At 27.9% G+C, this 18,641-nt stretch carries 19 protein-coding genes and 1 tRNA gene; all 20 read left to right on the forward strand.

Annotated elements, in window-relative coordinates:
- Nucleotides 1-841 (forward strand): hydroxyethylthiazole kinase (gene thiM / locus HMPREF9309_RS07365; protein ID WP_016647310.1); only part of this gene is annotated, 841 nt, incomplete at its 5' end.
- Nucleotides 838-1,524, forward strand: a complete 687-nt coding sequence (locus HMPREF9309_RS07370) for an MlaA family lipoprotein (protein ID WP_016647311.1) — start codon at nt 838-840, stop codon at nt 1,522-1,524. The genes thiM and HMPREF9309_RS07370, both read left to right, overlap by 4 nt.
- Before the next feature lie 99 nt (nt 1,525-1,623).
- Nucleotides 1,624-1,721: transfer RNA gene (locus HMPREF9309_RS08980), tRNA-Sec, on the forward strand.
- 25 nt (nt 1,722-1,746) lie between these two features.
- Entirely contained in the window at nt 1,747-3,069 is a 1,323-nt protein-coding gene (locus HMPREF9309_RS07375; protein ID WP_016647312.1) for a diguanylate cyclase domain-containing protein, read from the forward strand.
- A 64-nt stretch (nt 3,070-3,133) separates the two neighbouring features.
- Entirely contained in the window at nt 3,134-3,988 is an 855-nt protein-coding gene (locus HMPREF9309_RS07380) for an ATP phosphoribosyltransferase regulatory subunit (RefSeq protein WP_016647313.1), read from the forward strand.
- A 3-nt stretch (nt 3,989-3,991) separates the two neighbouring features.
- Entirely contained in the window at nt 3,992-5,245 is a 1,254-nt protein-coding gene (locus tag HMPREF9309_RS07385) for an adenylosuccinate synthase (protein WP_016647314.1), read from the forward strand.
- 12 nt (nt 5,246-5,257) lie between these two features.
- On the forward strand, nt 5,258-5,809 hold the full coding sequence (locus HMPREF9309_RS07390) for a DUF507 family protein (RefSeq protein WP_016647315.1): 552 nt from the start codon (nt 5,258-5,260) through the stop codon (nt 5,807-5,809).
- Between the two features lie 6 nt (nt 5,810-5,815).
- A complete protein-coding gene (locus HMPREF9309_RS07395; protein WP_016647316.1) occupies nt 5,816-6,487 on the forward strand; it encodes a sulfite exporter TauE/SafE family protein in 672 nt (223 codons plus the stop codon).
- A 123-nt stretch (nt 6,488-6,610) separates the two neighbouring features.
- The gene (locus HMPREF9309_RS07400) at nt 6,611-7,834 is read left to right on the forward strand and encodes a PAS domain-containing sensor histidine kinase (RefSeq protein WP_016647317.1); all 1,224 of its coding nucleotides are present in this window, start codon (nt 6,611-6,613) and stop codon (nt 7,832-7,834) included.
- Complete coding sequence (locus HMPREF9309_RS07405) at nt 7,831-8,502, forward strand: response regulator transcription factor (RefSeq protein WP_016647318.1); 672 nt, start codon at nt 7,831-7,833, stop codon at nt 8,500-8,502. The genes HMPREF9309_RS07400 and HMPREF9309_RS07405 overlap by 4 nt, the downstream gene beginning before the upstream one ends.
- Nucleotides 8,503-8,623: 121 nt before the next feature.
- Entirely contained in the window at nt 8,624-10,090 is a 1,467-nt protein-coding gene (ccoN, locus tag HMPREF9309_RS07410; protein WP_016647319.1) for a cytochrome-c oxidase, cbb3-type subunit I, read from the forward strand.
- Between the two features lie 14 nt (nt 10,091-10,104).
- A complete protein-coding gene (ccoO, locus tag HMPREF9309_RS07415) occupies nt 10,105-10,770 on the forward strand; it encodes a cytochrome-c oxidase, cbb3-type subunit II (RefSeq protein WP_016647320.1) in 666 nt (221 codons plus the stop codon).
- A 9-nt stretch (nt 10,771-10,779) separates the two neighbouring features.
- Nucleotides 10,780-11,010 carry a cytochrome c oxidase, cbb3-type, CcoQ subunit gene (locus HMPREF9309_RS07420; protein WP_016647321.1) on the forward strand — a complete coding sequence of 77 codons (231 nt, stop codon included), beginning with the start codon at nt 10,780-10,782 and terminating at the stop codon, nt 11,008-11,010.
- Nucleotides 11,007-11,870 carry a cbb3-type cytochrome c oxidase N-terminal domain-containing protein gene (locus HMPREF9309_RS07425; protein ID WP_016647322.1) on the forward strand — a complete coding sequence of 288 codons (864 nt, stop codon included), beginning with the start codon at nt 11,007-11,009 and terminating at the stop codon, nt 11,868-11,870. Before HMPREF9309_RS07420 ends, HMPREF9309_RS07425 begins: the two co-directional genes overlap by 4 nt.
- Before the next feature lie 10 nt (nt 11,871-11,880).
- Nucleotides 11,881-12,114, forward strand: coding sequence for a DUF4006 family protein (locus HMPREF9309_RS07430; RefSeq protein WP_016647323.1), 234 nt, complete (start codon nt 11,881-11,883; stop codon nt 12,112-12,114).
- A complete protein-coding gene (locus HMPREF9309_RS09180; RefSeq protein WP_016647324.1) occupies nt 12,101-12,223 on the forward strand; it encodes a hypothetical protein in 123 nt (40 codons plus the stop codon). Before HMPREF9309_RS07430 ends, HMPREF9309_RS09180 begins: the two co-directional genes overlap by 14 nt.
- A gap of 8 nt (nt 12,224-12,231) precedes the next feature.
- Nucleotides 12,232-12,825, forward strand: coding sequence for a hypothetical protein (locus HMPREF9309_RS07435; protein ID WP_016647325.1), 594 nt, complete (start codon nt 12,232-12,234; stop codon nt 12,823-12,825).
- Nucleotides 12,812-13,315 carry a FixH family protein gene (locus HMPREF9309_RS07440; RefSeq protein WP_016647326.1) on the forward strand — a complete coding sequence of 168 codons (504 nt, stop codon included), beginning with the start codon at nt 12,812-12,814 and terminating at the stop codon, nt 13,313-13,315. The genes HMPREF9309_RS07435 and HMPREF9309_RS07440 overlap by 14 nt, the downstream gene beginning before the upstream one ends.
- Entirely contained in the window at nt 13,257-15,650 is a 2,394-nt protein-coding gene (locus HMPREF9309_RS07445) for a PD-(D/E)XK nuclease family protein (protein WP_155827389.1), read from the forward strand. The genes HMPREF9309_RS07440 and HMPREF9309_RS07445 overlap by 59 nt, the downstream gene beginning before the upstream one ends.
- On the forward strand, nt 15,647-18,574 hold the full coding sequence (locus tag HMPREF9309_RS07450; protein WP_016647328.1) for a RecB-like helicase: 2,928 nt from the start codon (nt 15,647-15,649) through the stop codon (nt 18,572-18,574). Before HMPREF9309_RS07445 ends, HMPREF9309_RS07450 begins: the two co-directional genes overlap by 4 nt.
- Nucleotides 18,575-18,641 lie beyond the last annotated feature (67 nt).

Raw genomic sequence — 18,641 nt, forward strand, 5'->3', positions numbered from 1 at the left:
AAAAAATATGGAAAATGAAGAGATAAAGACTTATTTAAACAATTTAAAACAAAAAACCCCTTTGATTCATTGCATAACAAATTATGTAACAGTAAATGATGTCGCAAATTCACTAATCGCAATTGGTGCAAGTCCTGTTATGGCTGATGAGCCAAGCGAAAGTGGTGAAATAACTGCTATTTCAAATGGACTTTTAATAAATTTAGGAACTTTAAATTTAAATACTATAAAAGCTATGCAAAACTCTATAAAAATGGCAAATTCTCTAAATTTGCCAGTAGTTTTGGATCCTGTTGGGGTTGGAGCAAGCACTCTTAGAAACGAAACTGCCATAAATTTTTTAAAAGAGTATAAATTTAGCATCATAAAAGGAAATATTTCAGAAATTAAGTTTTTAAATGGCGAAAAAAGTATAGCAAAAGGCGTTGATGCTAGCTTAAAAGATTTAAATGATGATATTTTAAATAGAGTAAATTTAGCAAAAGAACTTAGTATAAAAACAGATGCGGCTATTGTCATAACTGGTAAAATAGATGTTGTTGCTTTTAAAAATGAGGCTTATTTATTAAAAAATGGAAGCTCTTTAATGGGTAAATTTTCAGGAAGTGGGTGTATTTTAGGAGGAATTTGCGCAGCCTTTTTAGCCTCAAATACCAATCCTTTAAAATCCGCTATTATGGGAGTTTTAGCTGAATGCATAGCAGGAGAGTTAGTAAGGGGAAAAAATGTTTTAAGCGATATGGGAAGTATGAAATTTAAAAATGGTTTAATTGATGAAATTTATCTTATTGATGATAAAAAAATACAAGATTTAGCAAAAATTGAAAAGGTTGTAAAATGAGAATTTTATCTATTTTTATTCTTACTTTAAGCATTGGCTTTTCAAATGTAAATAGTGAGTTTGAAAACAAAACTAATGATGAAATTTATGATCCGCTAATTGGATATAACCGCGTTATGACATCTATAAATTCAGCATTTTATAACTATATCATGTATCCTGTAAGCTACACATACGATTATGTGATGCCAGATCCAATTCAAGGAGCTTTTAGTAATTTTTTTGATAATTTAATGTATCCAATAAGGCTTGTTAATAATCTTTTACAAGCAAAATTTCAAAACTCATGGAATGAAACAAAGCGTTTTTTAATAAATACAACCGTTGGATTTGCTGGTTTTAGTGATGCTGCTACAATGCATTTTGACATGCCTAAACATAATGAAGATTTTGGGCAAACTCTTGGAGCTTGGGGTTTTTCAGATGGATTTTATATAGTTTGGCCAATACTTGGACCATCAAGTTTAAGAGATAGTTTTGGGCTTGTTGGGGATTATTTTACAAATCCTATAAGCTATGTAAATGATGATGCTAAGAGGCTTTATATAAATATAGGAAAAGATGTAAACGAGGAGTCTTTAGATCCTGGAGCTAAAAAACGAGCAGTTGAGGGAAAAGATGATCCATATATTTTTATAAGAGATAGCTATTTTAAAAAAAGAAAATTTGAAATTTTAGAATGATATTTAAAATTTAGTTTTAGTATTTGTTTTAAATTTATTTCTAATAAGAATTATAAATTTATAAAAATTTAACTCTAAATTTTGTATAATACGACCTTTGGAGAGTAAAACGATCTGGCGGCGTTCACGGACTTCAAATCCGATGACGGAGCAGTTGACTGTTTCGTGGGAGGTTCGATTCCTTCACTCTCTCGCCAATTACAATTATCACGGGTTTTTTATATGAACAAACAGCAAGTTACTATTTCATCATTATTATTTTTAATTTTTATTTTAGCAACATTTTTAGCTTTAAATTTTGCAAAAGATAGGCTAAAACTAGAAGCTGCACTCTTAGAAAATGATGAAAATTTTAAAAAACAAAGCAATTTAGAATATATAATTTTTGATAATGAATATAAAATAATAGAGCAATTCAGTCCAAATTTAGGTAATTTAAATGAAATTTATAAAAATATAAAATTTGAAAAGATTAATTTTAAACAAAATAAAAAGACAAAAAAATTTGAGTTTTTTTACATCACTAAAAATAATAATTTAATAATTGTCATTTATAAAAGTTTTTTTGAAATTTTTAATAAATTGATTTTTTGCATCTATTTTTTACTTTTTATTACTGTTCTTTTGTTTTTAAAATTTAGTCGTAAAAAAGATGAAAATATAAAAGAAATTATACTTAAAAATATATTTGAAAACTCTTTTGAAGCTATATTTTTAACTGATAAAAATGGTTTTATAAAAAAAGTAAATGATGTTTTTTTAAAAGCTACTGGCTATCAAAAAGATCAAATTTTAGGAAGTAAGTATATTCTTTTTAACGAAACCAGATCTTCAAAAAATGCAGAAAAAGAGATGAATAGCAATCTTTTAAAAAAAGGTTTTTGGAGTGGAGAGATTGATATTATAAATAAATATAGAGAAAAAGTTCCAACTATTTTAAAAGTTAAGTTCTTGAAAAATCAAAATTTATATCTTGGTATGTTTTTTGAAACATCAGCTTTTAAAGAAAAGCAAGATCACTTAGAACAAATGGCGTTATATGACCAACTTACAAATTTGCCAAATAAATTTTATTTCGAGAGACTTTTGGTAAAGGCTATAAAAGATACACAAAAAGCTTATAAAAAAAGTCTTGCTGTGTTGTTTATAGATTTTGATGGATTTAAAAACATAAACGATACTTATGGGCATAAAGTTGGTGATATATTTTTGCAAAAAGCAGCTGATGAGATGAAAACAGCGATAAAAGATGGAGATGTTTTGGCAAGATTTGGCGGTGATGAGTTTGGTGTGATAGTTAAAAATTTAAAAGATGAAAAAGAGATAATTTTTGATATAAAAAGACTTTTAAGACAGACAAGTTTAAAATTTAAAATAGGCGATCACGATATAAAATCAAGTATTAGCATTGGAGTTTCATTTTATCCACAAGATGGAGAAATCGGTTTTGTTGAGCTTATCAGACAAGCTGATAGTGCGATGTATGTTGCAAAAAAGGACAAATTTTTAAAATATCACATATATAGCTCTAATTCAGCTGTATAATTTAAATTTAAATAAGGAAATTTTAGATATCCTTATGTTTTAAGTTAGTGAAAAAGGAAGTGTTATGGATAGGGCTGGTTTAGACCACGAAATACCAAATGGCTCAAGGCTTTATTTTGGAGAGCTTGCAAAAACCAAAAGGGAATTTGAGAGTTTTGCTGCTAGTGTTTTTGTTAAATATGGGTTTGATGAGATTGTAACTCCATATTTTTCATATCATCAGCATTTAAGCGTTCCAAATGAGCAAATTTTGAAATTTCAAGATAAGATAAATCATACCATATCCCTAAGAGCTGATAGCACAGTTGATGTTGTTAGGATAATTTTAAGGAGAATAAAAGATAAAAATTTAAATAAAATTTTTTATATTCAACCAGTTTTTAAATATCCAAGTTTAGAATTTTATCAAATAGGCGCTGAAATGATAGGGAAAAGAGATTTAAAACTTGCGCTTGAAATTTGCTCAATAGTTTTAGATCATTTTAAAATAAACTCAACTCTTCAAATCAGCAATATAGAAATTCCTCGTATAGTTTGCAAGCTTTTAAATATTGAAATAGAGGAGTTTGAAAAAGGCAATGGAACTTTATTTTTAGGCTCAGATAAAAAATGGCTAAGAGAACTTTCTAGAATAACTTCTTTAAGTGATTTAAAAAATGTCAAAAAAAACATTCCAAATGAGCTTAAAGATCCACTTGAAAAAATGGAAGATTTATCTTGTAATTCAACTCATAAAAATATAAAACTAGCGCCATTATATTACTCAAAAATGCGTTATTATGATAGTTTGTTTTTTAGATTTTTAGGTGGAAATTCCATTTTTTGTAGTGGCGGGGATTATGAAATAGATAGTCTTAAATCTAGTGGTTTTGCTATAATGAGCGATCAAGTAATACAAAATTTATCAAAAAAGGATTAGAAAATGAGCAAAGTTGATGTAATAGTTGGAAGTCAATGGGGTGATGAGGGAAAAGGTAAAATTGTTGATATGCTTTCAAAAGAGTATGATTATGTTTGTAGAAGTGCTGGCGGACACAATGCTGGTCATACTATTTGGGTTGATGGTGTTAAATATGCACTTCACCTTGTTCCAAGTGGAATTTTACACAAAAATATTATAAATATTATTGGAAACGGCGTTGTTGTAAATCCTGATGTTTTGATACAAGAGCTTTCAAATTTTAAAGATTTAGAGGGTAGATTTTATATAAGCGATAAAGCGCATTTAAATTTAGAATATCACGCTTTAATGGATCAAGCAAGCGAGAAGCAAAAAGGCGATAAAGCTATAGGAACTACTGGAAAAGGCATTGGGCCAAGTTATGCTGATAAGATAAGCAGAAATGGTCATAGAGTAATTGAGTTATTAGAGCCTGAAAAATTATGCCAAAGTCTAATGCAAACTTTTAAAGATAAAAAATATATTTTTGAAATTTTAGATATCAAAACACCTACAAAAGATGAAATTTTAGAAAAACTAAATGAGTATAAAAGAGTTTTATCTCCATTTATTGCAAATACCACAAAAATGGTTTGGGACGCGCTTGCAAATAATAAAAAGATTCTTTTAGAAGGCGCTCAAGGAACAATGCTTGATATTGATCATGGAACTTATCCTTATGTAACAAGCTCAAATACAGTTTCAGCAGGAGCATGCACTGGAGTTGGGTTAAATCCAAAAGATATAGGAAATGTTATAGGGATATTAAAAGCATATAGCACAAGAGTTGGAAATGGTCCTTTTGTAAGTGAGGATTTTGGAAAAGATGGCGATACAATGTGTGAAGTAGGCAAAGAATACGGCACAACAACAGGAAGAAAAAGAAGATGTGGTTGGCTTGATTTGGTAGCTGTAAAATATGCTGTAAGACTAAATGGAATTGACACATTTGCACTTATGAAGCTTGATGTTTTGGATGGATTTGAAAAAATTAAAATTTGTACAAAATATGAACTTCCTAATGGAGAAAAAATTGATTATTTTCCAACAGATTTAAAGGATGTAAAGCCTATTTATGAAGAGCTTGATGGTTGGGATAGTGTTGTTGGAATAAATAAATTTGAAGATTTACCTAAAAATGCTAAAAAATATATTGAAAAAATAGAAAATGCAACAGGTGTAAAAGTTGGCTTTATCTCAACAAGTCCCGAAAGAGAAGATACAATAATAAGATAATTAGGAGTAAAAATGAAAATCAAATTTCCACACATTCCTTATGTGTCACGAAAAATTGGCATTGATATGTATAACTCGGGTTTTATAAAATTTAATCAAGGCATTGAAGGCGTTGTAAAAATTGCAGAAGAAGTTATAACAAATGATGCCTTAAAAGAAAAAGCTCTTGATGAAAAAACAGAAAATATCTTAGAAGAAAATAGTGAAGATATGCATATTATGCAAGTTGATAGAAGAAGTATGTTTTGGATGGTTAAAAAAAGACTTGCAGAAGAGAGTGATTTTATTTTAAAACACGACGATAGATATAATAAGCTTTCGCATGAAATTTTAGAGCTTTCTTGGAAAAAAAACTATATTGATTATAGCGTTTCTGAAAATAGAGCTAGAAATATTATTTACTCATCCATAGAGGAGTATTTGAAAAATTTTGAAAAAATAGAGGATATTGTTGTTGAAAAGCTTGAAAATAGTTCCAAAAAATTAATTCCAGGAACTCCTGAATATGATTTGGCATTTGAAAAATACTATCAAGATGAGCTTAGAAAAAGAGGAATGTTTTAGCTTTTAATGGATTTATTAAGCTTAGTTTTATACATTGTGCCCACAGCTTTTTTACTTAGCTTTGGGCATTGTGCTGGAATGTGCGGTGGATTTGTTCTAGCTTATAGTGTGAGGCTTAATAATTTAAGCAAATTTAAAGCTTTTATTTACTCTTTGAGCTATCATCTTTTTAGAACGCTTGCTTATATCTTACTTGGTGTAATTGCTGGATATTTTAGTTCTATTTTTGCAATAAGCTCAAAATTTATGGGCTATATCCATTTTTTCATAGGTATTTTTTTAGTTATTTTAGGTATTGGGTTTATAAAAAGAGGTGAAATTTTAAAATTTATAGAAAATGATAAATTATGGAAAAAACTATTTAAAAAACCAACTATAATTGCTAGTAAAATGCACTCTTTATTTGGCTTAATGCTACTTGGTTTTTTAAATGGATTTTTGCCATGTGGGGTTGTTTATACATTTTTATCTATGGCAATTTTATCAAAAAGTATTTTTATGGGAGCTTTTATAATGGGAATTTTTGGTCTATCTACAATTCCTGTTATGCTAATTATTTCTTCTTTATCAAATTTAATAAGCTTAAAATTTAAAAAAATAGCTCTTAATATTTCGGCTTTTATTATAATTTTATTTGGAATATATAATTCATATATTGGTTTTTTGGCTACAAATTAACCAAATTAATAACATATACAAAATTTCTTAAAAAAAATAATAACATTTTAAGTTATTATTAATAATAATATTAGTAAGATTTTAGTTGTAGTTTTATAATATATGAGGAAAATTTTAAATATTATGGATAGAAATCAAAGTCGTTTGATACAGTATCAAAACGCAATAGATGCTAGCAACATCGTATCAAAAACTGATATTCATGGATATATAACTTTTGTAAATGACGAGTTTTGTAATATAAGTAAATACTCAAGAGATGAATTAATTGGTCAAAACCATAATATTGTTCGCCATCCAGATGTTAGCCCAGAAGTTTTCAAAAGACTTTGGAAAACAATTTTGGCGAAAAAAGTTTATAAAGGAATTATAAAAAATTTAGCAAAAGATGGTTCTGTTTTTTATCTAAATGCAACTATCATCCCAATTTTAGATGAAAATGGAAATATTGAAGAATTTGTTGCGATTCGTCATGATGTTACAGAGGTAATTGAGCTTAATGAAAGGCTTATGGCAACAAGAATTGAGCTAAAAGAGTTAAATTTATCATTAGAAGAAAAAGTAAAAGAGCAAACAAAAGAGCTTTTAGAACTTAATAAAAGCTTAGAAAACAGAGTAAAAGAAGAAATTTTAAAAAATGAAGAAAAAAACCGTCTTCTTTCACAGCAAGCAAGACTTATAAGTATGGGTGAAATGATAGGAAACATTGCTCATCAGTGGCGTCAGCCATTAAGTGAGCTTGGAATTGATCTGTTTAAAATGAAACAAAGCATAAAAGATGAAGAGAAATTTATCAATACCTATGAACATGCAAAAACTGTTATAAAAAATATGTCAAATACAATAGATGATTTTAGAAATTTCTTTAAATCAGACAAAGAAAAAGAGGAATTTAGTATAAAAGAGGCTATTGATAAGAGTCTTGGAATGCTTGAAGGCACTTTTAAAAAAGAGGGAATTCACGTTGAAATTTTAAAAAATGAAGATGTTAAAATCTCTGGAATTAAAGCTGAGTTTTCTCAAGTAATCATTAATATTTTAACTAATGCAAAAGATGCTATGCAAAATTTAGATCCAAAAGACAAAATAATTAAAATAAAAATTTATAAAAATGATAAATTTGCTTTTGTTAGTATTTATAATAATGGTGAAAACATTAAAGATAGTATCATGGATAAGCTTTTTGATCCATATTTTACAACAAAACATAAAAGTGTAGGAACTGGTATAGGACTTTATATGTGCAAGATGATAGTAACAAATATGAACGGAAATATATATGTTAAAAATTTGAAAAACGGAGTTGATTTTTGTATAGAAATACCACTAAAAAAGGAGAAAAAATGAGCGACTTAGGTAGTTTGAGAATTTTAATAGTTGAAGATGAAGATAGTATCAGAAAATCTATGGCTGAGGCCCTAGATAGCCTTTTTGAAGAAATTATTTTGGCAAAAAACGGAGATGAGGGTGTTAAAAAATTTAAAAAACACAATCCTCACATTGTAATAACTGATATAGCAATGCCTATAATGAACGGTCTTGATATGGCAAAAAATATTAAAGAAATTTCAAGCAATACTCCAATTATTGCATTAAGTGCCTTTAGTGATAAAGAAAAGCTTTTAAAAGCAATAGATGTAGGAATAGATAAATATTTAATAAAACCGATTGATATGGATGAGCTTTTAAAAGTTATTGAAGATATTGTAAGGCGAAAAATAGGGCTTTTGAATGATGTTAAATTTGGTGATGGTTTAGAGTTTAACCAAACAACAAAAGCTTTGTCTAAAAATGGGGTTGAAATTCCTTTAACAAAAAAAGAGCTTGCTTTTGTCTCACTTTTGGTTGAAAGAATTGGCACTTTAGTTTTACATGAAGATATTAAGCAAAATATCTGGGGAAGTGAAAATGTAAGTGATGCGGCCATTAGAACTTTTGTAAAAAGAGTAAGAGATAAAGTTGGAGCAAAAATTATAAAAAATATTCCTGGGCTTGGATATAAAATAGAATTTTAACAAAAAATAAAAAAAGTTTGATTTTTTCTTTAAATTTAAGAATAAATCTAGCTAAATAACAATATAATTACTTAGTTATGTTTAATTTATGTTTAACATACAATTTATATAGGAGGGTGCAATGCGACCTGGTGATGTATTAAATTACGATTACACAATTTCAAAGTGTTTTTTATTTACAACCATAATCTTTGGAATTGTAGGTATGCTTGTTGGAGTTATTATCTCTTTTCAGTTAGTGTATCCAGACTTAAACTACATAGCAGGAGAGTTTTCTAATTTTGGTAGACTTAGACCACTCCATACTAATGCAGTTGTTTATGGGTTTATGCTTTCAGGTATTTTTTCAACCTGGTATTACGTGGGACAAAGAGTCTTAAAAGTATCAATGGCAGAATCAAAATTTCTTATGATGATTGGAAAACTTCATTTTATTTTATATGTTATTGTTATACTTTTAGCTGTTGTTACACTACTTGCAGGAATAACAAGTTCTAAAGAATACGCAGAACTTCAATGGCCTATCGATATTTTGGTTGTTATCGTTTGGGTTTTATGGGGAGTTAGTATTTTTGGACTTATTGGTATAAGAAGAGAAAAAACTCTTTATATTTCATTGTGGTATTATATAGCAACATTTTTAGGAATTGCTATGCTTTATTTATTTAACAATATGGCTATTCCTACAAGACTTTTAACAGGTATGGGTGATTGGATGCATGCAGTTTCTATGTATGCTGGATCAAACGATGCTATGGTTCAATGGTGGTGGGGACACAACGCTGTTGCGTTTGTTTTTACAGTTGGAATTTTAGCTCAAGTTTATTACTTCTTACCAAAAGAGAGCGGTCAAGCAGTTTTCTCATATAAATTATCACTATTTTCATTCTGGAGTTTAATGTTTGTTTATTTATGGGCTGGCGGTCACCACCTTATTTATTCAACTGTTCCTGACTGGATTCAAACATTAAGTTCAATATTTTCTGTTGTTTTAATTTTGCCTTCTTGGGGTTCAGGTATTAACATACTTTTAACTATGAAAGGTGAGTGGAATCAATTAAGAGAAAATCCATTAATCAAATTTATGATTTTGGCAACAACATTCTATATGTTCTCAACACTTGAAGGACCAATTCTTTCTATTAAATCAGTTAATGCTTTAGCTCACTTTACAGATTGGATTCCAGGACACGTTCATGATGGAACACTTGGTTGGGTTGGCTTTATGACTATTGCAGCTCTTTATCACATGGTTCCTAGAATGTTTAAAAAAGAGCTCTATTCAAAGTCATTAATGGAAGCACAATTTTGGATTCAAACAACAGGTCTTGTAATGTTCTTCTCATCTATGTGGATAGCAGGTATTACTCAAGGTATGATGTGGAGAGCAACAAATGAGTTTGGAAGTTTAGCTTATACATTTATTGATACTGTTAATGCGCTTAAACCATATTTCTGGATTAGAGCAGTTGGTGGATTTTTATATTTGTTAGGCTTTGTCATGTTTGCATATAATATGTTTAAAACATTTAGCTCAGGTAGAGTGCTTGAAAAAGAACCACAAAGCACATCTCCAATGGCAGCTTAAAAAAGGAGGATAATATGTTTAGTTGGTTAGAAAAAAATCCATTCTTTTTTGCGGTTTTTCTATTTATAGTAATAGCCTACGCAGGTGTTGTGGAAATTTTGCCAAGTTTTGCCGATAGCGCAAGACCTTTAAAGGATACTAAGCCTTACAGTGTTTTAGAGCTTTCAGGTCGTCAAATTTACATAGCAAATAGCTGTAATGCATGTCACTCACAGCTTATAAGACCGTTTAAATCAGAAACAGATAGATACGGTGCTTATTCAAAAAGTGGTGAGTATGCTTATGATAGACCATTCTTATGGGGATCAAAAAGAACAGGTCCTGATCTTTTAAGAGTTGGAAATTATAGAACAACAGATTGGCACGAACATCACATGAAAGATCCTTTATCTGTAGTTCCTGGATCAGTTATGCCTAATTATAAATATATGTTTAAGAAAAAAGCTGATATAGAAACAGCTTATGCTGAAGCTTTAACAGTTAAAAAAGCTTTCAATGTTCCTTATGATCAAGAAGGTATGCCAAAACTTGGTAGCTGGGATGAAGCACAAGCACTTGTTATGGAAGAGGCAAAAGTTATAGTTGATCAAATGGAAGATAAAGAGGTTAAAAGTGCTTTTGAGCGTGGCGAGATTAAACAAATTGTAGCTCTTATAGCATATTTAAACAGCTTAAAATAAGGAAAAAAGATGAGTATAGAAACTATGAGAACACTTCAAGCTTATGGATATGTTGTTTTAATAATATCCTTGTGCATAGGGCTTTATGCTTATTTCTTCCATCTTAGAAGATCGGAAAAAACAGGTAGAAGAAACTATGAAAAATATGGAAATTTAGCCCTTAATGATAGTATTGATGATGAGATTATAGAAACTATTCCATCAAATGATAATGAATGCAAAAAAGGAGCTAAAAAATGAAATGGTTTAACTTAGAAGATAATGTAAATCTACTCTCTATAATAGCTGCTATTGTTTTGGTCGTTGCAACTATTGCTGTTGTTGGGCTTTATGTTCGCAAGATGAAAACAGAAAAAAGTGGTGGAGAGCTAAGAGAAGGTGCTGAGTATGATGGCATAAAGGAATATAAAAATCCTTTACCAATAGGCTGGGCTGTTATTTATATTTTAATGTTAGTTTGGGCTATATGGTACTTTTTATTTGGATATCCATTAAACTCATATTCTCAAATTGGTGCTTATAATGAAGAAGTAAAAGCATATAATCAAAAATTTGAACAAACTTTTGCAAACCCTGATAGAGATACTTTACTTGCTATGGGAAAAGGAATATTTTTGGTTGAGTGTTCAGCATGTCACGGAATTACAGGAAATGGAATGAATGGCAAAGCTGCTGATCTTTCTGTTTGGGGTTCTGAAGCTGGAGTTTTAGAAGCTATAAAAACTGGTTCAAAAGGACTTAATTATCCTTTAGGAGAAATGAATGCAGACAATGTAACAGGAAATGATGCTATTGCAGTAGCTGCATTTATGGCTAAAGATATATCAGCCATAAATAGCACTAAAAATCCAAATTATGTAGCCCAAGGAAGAGAAAATTGGATGATTTGTGCTGCGTGTCATGGTGAAGATGGTAAAGGAATGGAAGGTATGGCGCCTGATATTACAAAATACGGTTCAGCTGATTTTGTAGTTGATGTATTAAATAGAGGAAAACTTGGTTTTATAGGTAAAATGCCTGCGTTTAATGATGGAAGACTAACCGATATCCAAAAAAGAGCAGTTGGTGAGTATGTGATATCATTATCAAAAGAGAATTAGGAGAGAAGTTATGGAAAATGAAAACAGAAATAGAAGTGTTTTTAGCATTCACGGAGTTACAGGGATGCTTATAGCAACAGTATTGCTTATCTCTATTCTTGTGGTTTTGACCATACTTGGTTTAAAAGCACAGCAACAAGTTGCAAAAGAACCTTATGTCTTAAAAGATGTAAGTAGCGTTCCAATGAAAGCAAATATGAAGATTGCAAATGATGTTATGGAGGTTGAAAATGTCACAAAGTAACAATGACTCATCAAAGCTTTTTGAAATTATAATTTTAATCGGGCTTATAATAACAGCTATAATTAGTGCTTGGGCGGTTCTAACCCCTAATAATCTTTTTATCGGGTAAGGATAAAAGTGAAAAAATTTATAATAGGTGCAATTTTTTGCACCTTTTTTCTAAATAACTTACTTGCAAACAATAATGTAATTATTGAAAATGATGGAATTTTAGAAAATATCACTACTTCTCAAATGCAAGTTATTGGCGATGAGCTTTATGAAAAAACAGGTGCATTTTTAGGAGTAGTGGCTTTAAAAGATTTAAATGGCACAAATATTCATAAAAAATCTGCTGAAATTTCTAAAAATTTAAAATCACCTTATGCTTTTATAATTATTTCCACAAATGATAAAAAAATAGATATTGTAACTGATATTAATTTTGATAAGGATGCAGTTTTAAGCCCTTATCCAAACAAAGGATCTATAATTCCACTTCTAGTATCAACAAAAAAAGGGAAAGACTCTTTTAATCCAGCACTTTTAAACGGCTATGCAGATTGTGCAGAAAAAATAGCAAAAGTTTATAATGTAAAATTAGAAAATTCTTTTGGAAATACAAATAGAATAATCCTAAATATTATAAGATTATTTGTTTATGGTTCAATAGTTTTAGTGCTTGCTAGTGGATTTTATTATAAAAGGATAAAGAAAAATGCAAAAAAATAAGACTAGTAAAAAAACATTTTGGCCTTATGGGATATTAATTTCTTTTGCCTTAATCGTAGCATCATGCATTATGACTGTGATTTTGGCACTTGATCATCCAGTTCACATGGATAATTATTATTTTGAAAGTCTTGAAAATGTAGATAGAAACTATAATGAAATACAAGACTCACAAGAGAGATTTGATAAAAAATATAGTATTAAACTAATAAAAGATAGTTTTGATCTGCATAAAGATATAAATTTACAAATAAGCGTTTTACCAAAAATACAAAACAGTGATAAATTAAATTTTAAACTACTTGTAACAAGACCTGAAACATCTGAGTTTGACATTTCCCCAAATGCTAAATTTAATGGAAATATTTTAGAGCTTGATAGCTTTAAAGTTCCAAAAGTTGGTAGGTGGAGAGTAGATATAAAGTTAAATGATGGAAAAGATACAGGATTTTATAGAATGGAGTTTATCGCTTATGAGTCAAAGTCTTAAAGTTTTTAACAGCACAAGGCGTATTAAATCTTACATAGCTTCTCTTGATGATGGTAAAATCCCAAAAACCCTTTCAACAAATGAATTTTTTAAAAAATCTATTTTTGTAAAAGACAAATTTCAAATTTCAGATATAAATAGACTTCTTTGCATGCAAAGAGCTGTTAAAAATACAAAAAAACTTGAAAAAGAGCTAAAAATAAGCTCTTTAAATTTCTTACAAAATAGTGATTATCTTTTTTCTTTTTTTAAAGAACTTGCCATCACAAAAACCTCAATAAATGATCTTAAAAATAGTGATATTTATGCTCAGTATGATGAGCATTTAGATATTTTAGAAGATTTGCTAAATAACTATAAAGCCGAATTAAACTGTATAAATGCTTACGATGATATAACAGTTTGTGATAATTATGAGATAAATTTAGAATTTATAAAAAGCTTTAATGATATTGAGATTTATGTAGATGGTGTTTTGAGTGATTTTGAGCTTGATATTATAGATAAAATCAAAAATTTAACCTCCATAAAACTTATTTTAGAAGATAATGAGCTTGTTAGTAAAAAAATAATTAAAAAATTTATTGAAGAAATTCCTGATGATTTTAGTGATAAAATTTGCGAATTAGATTTATCAAATTTAAAGCTTAATTTAATTAAAAAAAATACAAACAAACCAGATGAAATTCTTCATCGTGGATTTTTGACAAAAAGCTTAGAGTGCTTTTATATCTTTGAAAAAATATCATACTTTGTAAATTTGGGAATTGATCCTAAAAATATAGTTGTTATTTTGCCAGATGAAAGTTTTAGTGAGCTTTTAAAAAGCTATGATTTTAACAATATGCTAAATTTCGCAATGGGAAAGCCATTAAATAAAACTTTATTTGTTCAAATTTTAAAAACAATAATAGAAGCTATTTTAGAAGATGAAGAGCTTTGCTTAGAAGAAAACTATTTATCACAAAAAGAATTTACAACAAAAAATCTTTTTTTAAACAAGCTAGAAATAGATAATGAGTTTTATAAAGACTTTAAGTTAAATTTTAATAAAAATATAAATTTTGAAAAATTTGAGTATTTTGTAAATAAAATTTTAAACTATTCAAAAGAGGAGATAAAAGATCAAGTTTTTGAAATTTTGTTTGAAATAAAAATTTATATAGATCAAAATTTGCCAACCTTAAAAGATGCTTGTGAGATATTCTTGCTTTATTTAAATACAAAATCAATCGATCATGTTGGTGGTGGCGAAGTCAGTGTAATGGGTCTTTTAGAAAGTAGGGGACTTGAATTTGACGCAGTTATAATACCTGAGTTTAATAAAAACTTAGTTCCAAAAGCTTCAGTTAATGAGATGTTTTTAAACTCAAATATTAGAAAAAAAGCAGGACTCATAAGCTATGAAGATAGGCTTAATTTGCAAAAATTTTACTACAAAAAACTTATTTTAAATGCTAAAAAAGTTGCTATTTGCTATCTTGAAAATGATGATTTTAAACCCTCTGTTTTTTTAAAAGATTTTGAAAATTTTAATTTAAAAAAAGATGATTATTTTAGTGATGAAGAGTATTTAAGCATTTATAAAGATTTATATAAAGATACAAATAAGCCAATTTTAAAAAGAAATTTTGTTTTAGAGCATGATTTTTTTAAAGAACCTCTTTCTTTTTCAAGGCTTGATCTATTTTTAAGATGTCCAAAATGCTATGCTATAAAATATATTTATAATATAAAAGAAGAAAAAGGTGTAAATTTAGAACTTGATAATAAAGATAAAGGCACGTTAATTCATAAAGTTTTGGAAGAGACCTATAAGGCAAATAAAACTTTTGATTATAATATTTTTAAATCAAATCTTTTAAAATATTCAAAAGATTTAAACATAAATGAACTTGAAAAAAATATAATTTTAAAAGAGTTTAAAGAATTTGCTAAAAAGATGGAAGATCATGAAAAAAATGGTTGGAAATTTTTAGAAGGCGAAGAGGAAAAAATTACCGATTTTAACGGTATAAAAATAAAAGGTAGAATTGATAGAATCGATGTAAATGATAATGGTGATAAATTAGTGATTGATTATAAAACCGGAAATGCTGATGATAAATCTTTACAGCTTCCTTTTTATGAGGCTCTTTTATGCGGTGGAGATAATATAAAATCTTGCTTTTTTTCTACAAAAGATATGGAATTTATAAATGGTAAAAAAACTCTTAGTGATTTGCAAATAGTTATTGATGAATTAAAACAAAAGTTTAAAAATCCTTTTGATTTTGGCAATAATGAGGGTTGTAAATACTGTGCTTATGATATACTTTGTGGATGTGAAAAATGAGTGATTTTAAAACATACGAAGCACTTAGTGCAAGCGCTGGAAGTGGAAAAACATTTGCTTTAACTATAAGGTATTTAGTTTTGATTTTTAAAGGTGTTATGCCAAATAAAATTTTAGCCCTAACCTTTACAAGAAAAGCTGCAGCCGAGATGGAAAATAGGATAATAGAGACATTTTTAGGCTTAAAAAAATATAGTCCAAATACTCCAAGCAAAGAGCGAAAATTTGAAGCTGAAAAAGAGGAGCTTTTAAATATATTAAATTTAAGCGAAGATGAGCTTATAAAAAAAAGAGATGATTTAAAAGAAAGACTTTTAAACTCAGATATTAAAATTTCAACATTTGATTCATTTTTTTCAACTATTTTAAAATCCTTTGCTCTAAATTTTGGCATAAATCCAAACTACGAGATAGAAAACAATGATGCTAGTTTAAGGCAGATTATAGATAAAGAGTTTATAAAAAAAATCGCAAAAAACCAAATTTTTCTTGATGAAATAAGTAGTTTTATAGTAAACACAAAAAGTAGCAGTTATGTTTTTTTAAACTCATTAAATGAGCTTTCAAGTGAAATTGGAAAAGTAAAAATAGATGAGTTAGATACAGCCAATGAAAATTTAGAAAATTTAAAGAAAAATATCAATGAAAAAGAAGTTGAATTTAAACGTATGAAATCGCAAATAACAAAATATTGTGATGATATCATTAAAAACACTTCGCCAAAAGGTTCGACAAAAACAGCTCTAAAAGAACATAACTCAACAATAAATCAAGCAAAAAAATTAAAAAATCAAATTAATAATATTTATGAGGTTATAGGAAGCAATCTCATACAAAAAGAGACCTTAAATTATAGTACCTATTCTAAAATTTATACTGAACATTTAGGTGCTCTTTGGGATGATCTTAGAAAAAGCTTAAAAGAGTTTTTAAATGAGCTTGAAAAATATAAAATAACTGTATTTTTTAAAATTTTAAATCTTTATTTGCAAGTAAAAGATGATATAAATGTAAGATTAAACAAACTAAGTTTTAATGATTTAAGCACAAAAATTTATGAACTAATTAGCCAAAAAGATATTTTAAATATGATCTATTTTAGGCTTGATGCAAGGGTTGAGCATATCCTAATCGATGAGTTTCAAGATACAAATGTCATGCAGTATCAAATACTTTTTCCTCTTATTGAAGAGATTGTTTCAGGGCTTGGGCAAAGTGGAATCGGAAGTTTTTTTTATGTTGGAGATATCAAACAAAGTATTTATAGGTTTCGTGGTGGTAAAAAAGAACTTTTTGAAAAACTGATGAGTGATTTTAAACAAATAAAAAAATCAGAACTCGATAGAAATTATAGAAGCGAAAAAGCTTTGGTTAAGTTTGTAAATAGCATTTTCAAAAAACCTTTTGATGAGGTTTTGGGCTATAAAGATCAAATTCCATCTAAAAACTACAATAAAGAAGAAAGAAAAAATATTAAAATTTTAAAACCTGAAAATTTTGACTATTTTGATGTGGAAAATGATGATTATGGATATATAAAAGTTTTAAGCAGTGATGATGTTTTAGAAAGTGCGGTTAGTGAGGTTAAAAATCTACTTAATAATGGAGTAAAAGAAGAAAATATCGCTATACTTTGCTGGAAAAATGATAATATTGACGCTTTAAAATCTCTTTTAAAGCAAGAAAAAATTGAAGCAAATGGCATAGGAAATCAAAATTTATTTTCTATTCCTAAAATAAGAGCTATTTTAGAATATGCTAAGTTTTGCATAACAAATGAAGAAATTTATAAATTTAACACAGAAGAGCTTCTTGGTATAGAAGTTAAAAAACTAAACTTAAATCTGCAAAAATCAACTACCCAAAATATATTGTATCTGCTTAAAAAACTAGGGATAAACGCAGATAATGTAAACATTTTACACTTTATAGAAGAGTCAAAAAACTATGAAAATATTATAGAATTTGCCTTTAATAAAGATGAAAAAAATATTTCCTCTAGCGATAGCTTTGGTGTAAATTTGCTAACTGTTTTTAAATCAAAAGGTCTTCAATTCAACCATGTTATTTTGTGTGATAAATTTCAACAAAATCAAAATGATAGATCAAATTTTATAAAAGAATATGATGTAGAAAACTCAAAATGGCAGATAAAATATAAGGTTAAAAATAGAGAATATTTAGATGAAGATTATAAAAATTTTGTACAAAAATCAAAAAATCTCGATAAAGAAGAGGATTTAAACAAGCTTTATGTTGCATTCACAAGAGCAAAAAATTCATTTATTTTGATAAAGTCAAATAATTTAAATAGTTATTTTGGAGATAACAAACTTTTAGATATAAAAGATTTTGAATTTGGTGAAGTAATGGACTATGAGCTAGATAAAAATAAAGATGCTAAAAAAGAGAATAAAAGTATAAATTTAGCAAAAATAAAACCTCAAAAAGTAGTAGCTAGAAAAAAAGAAATTATACCAAATATCCACTCTGTCAAATTTGGTTTGGCTTTTCACTACGCTCTTGAAATGAGTGATTTTAATGTAAAAAATATAGATATTGCACTAACAAAATCAAAAAATAAATTTGCAAAATATCTAAAAGAAAATGACTTTGACGATATAAAAAATAGATTAAAAAATTTATTTTTAGAAAAAAACTTTGCAGATATTATAAAAGATGCTGAAGTTTTAAAAGAACAGCCTTTTAAAGTAAAAGGAGAAATAAAGCAAATCGATCTTTTAGCTATAAAAAATAGTGAAATTTATATAGTTGATTATAAAAGTGCAACTGGCTTTGAAGATGAAAATAAAGCACAAATTTTAGGATATAAAGAAATTATTTCAAATATTTATAAAAATAAAAATGTAAAAGCTTTTATATTTTATATCTTAAAAGATAAAATTTCATTCTTAGAAGTTTAAAATATGCTTAAATTAAGCTATATTTAAGCATATTTTAAATACAATCTCATTTTATAAAATTTATGAA

The organism is Campylobacter ureolyticus ACS-301-V-Sch3b (assembly GCF_000413435.1).
Classification (GTDB): Bacteria; Campylobacterota; Campylobacteria; order Campylobacterales; family Campylobacteraceae; genus Campylobacter_B; species Campylobacter_B ureolyticus_A.

Excerpts from the sequence above, each read along its gene's own strand:
- ccoO (WP_016647320.1), top strand. The coding sequence starts at position 10,105 with ATGTTTAGTTGGTTAGAAAAAAATCCATTCTTTTTTGCGGTTTTTCTA.
- HMPREF9309_RS07445 (WP_155827389.1), top strand. The coding sequence starts at position 13,257 with ATGGAAAAGATACAGGATTTTATAGAATGGAGTTTATCGCTTATGAGT.
- HMPREF9309_RS07385 (WP_016647314.1), top strand. The coding sequence starts at position 3,992 with ATGAGCAAAGTTGATGTAATAGTTGGAAGTCAATGGGGTGATGAGGGA.
- HMPREF9309_RS07425 (WP_016647322.1), top strand. The coding sequence starts at position 11,007 with ATGAAATGGTTTAACTTAGAAGATAATGTAAATCTACTCTCTATAATA.
- HMPREF9309_RS07380 (WP_016647313.1), top strand. The coding sequence starts at position 3,134 with ATGGATAGGGCTGGTTTAGACCACGAAATACCAAATGGCTCAAGGCTT.
- HMPREF9309_RS07390 (WP_016647315.1), top strand. The coding sequence starts at position 5,258 with ATGAAAATCAAATTTCCACACATTCCTTATGTGTCACGAAAAATTGGC.
- ccoN (WP_016647319.1), top strand. The coding sequence starts at position 8,624 with ATGCGACCTGGTGATGTATTAAATTACGATTACACAATTTCAAAGTGT.
- HMPREF9309_RS07420 (WP_016647321.1), top strand. The coding sequence starts at position 10,780 with ATGAGTATAGAAACTATGAGAACACTTCAAGCTTATGGATATGTTGTT.
- HMPREF9309_RS07400 (WP_016647317.1), top strand. The coding sequence starts at position 6,611 with ATGGATAGAAATCAAAGTCGTTTGATACAGTATCAAAACGCAATAGAT.
- HMPREF9309_RS07405 (WP_016647318.1), top strand. The coding sequence starts at position 7,831 with ATGAGCGACTTAGGTAGTTTGAGAATTTTAATAGTTGAAGATGAAGAT.
- HMPREF9309_RS07440 (WP_016647326.1), top strand. The coding sequence starts at position 12,812 with ATGCAAAAAAATAAGACTAGTAAAAAAACATTTTGGCCTTATGGGATA.
- HMPREF9309_RS07450 (WP_016647328.1), top strand. The coding sequence starts at position 15,647 with ATGAGTGATTTTAAAACATACGAAGCACTTAGTGCAAGCGCTGGAAGT.
- HMPREF9309_RS07430 (WP_016647323.1), top strand. The coding sequence starts at position 11,881 with ATGGAAAATGAAAACAGAAATAGAAGTGTTTTTAGCATTCACGGAGTT.
- HMPREF9309_RS07370 (WP_016647311.1), top strand. The coding sequence starts at position 838 with ATGAGAATTTTATCTATTTTTATTCTTACTTTAAGCATTGGCTTTTCA.
- HMPREF9309_RS07375 (WP_016647312.1), top strand. The coding sequence starts at position 1,747 with ATGAACAAACAGCAAGTTACTATTTCATCATTATTATTTTTAATTTTT.
- HMPREF9309_RS09180 (WP_016647324.1), top strand. The coding sequence starts at position 12,101 with ATGTCACAAAGTAACAATGACTCATCAAAGCTTTTTGAAATTATAATT.
- HMPREF9309_RS07395 (WP_016647316.1), top strand. The coding sequence starts at position 5,816 with ATGGATTTATTAAGCTTAGTTTTATACATTGTGCCCACAGCTTTTTTA.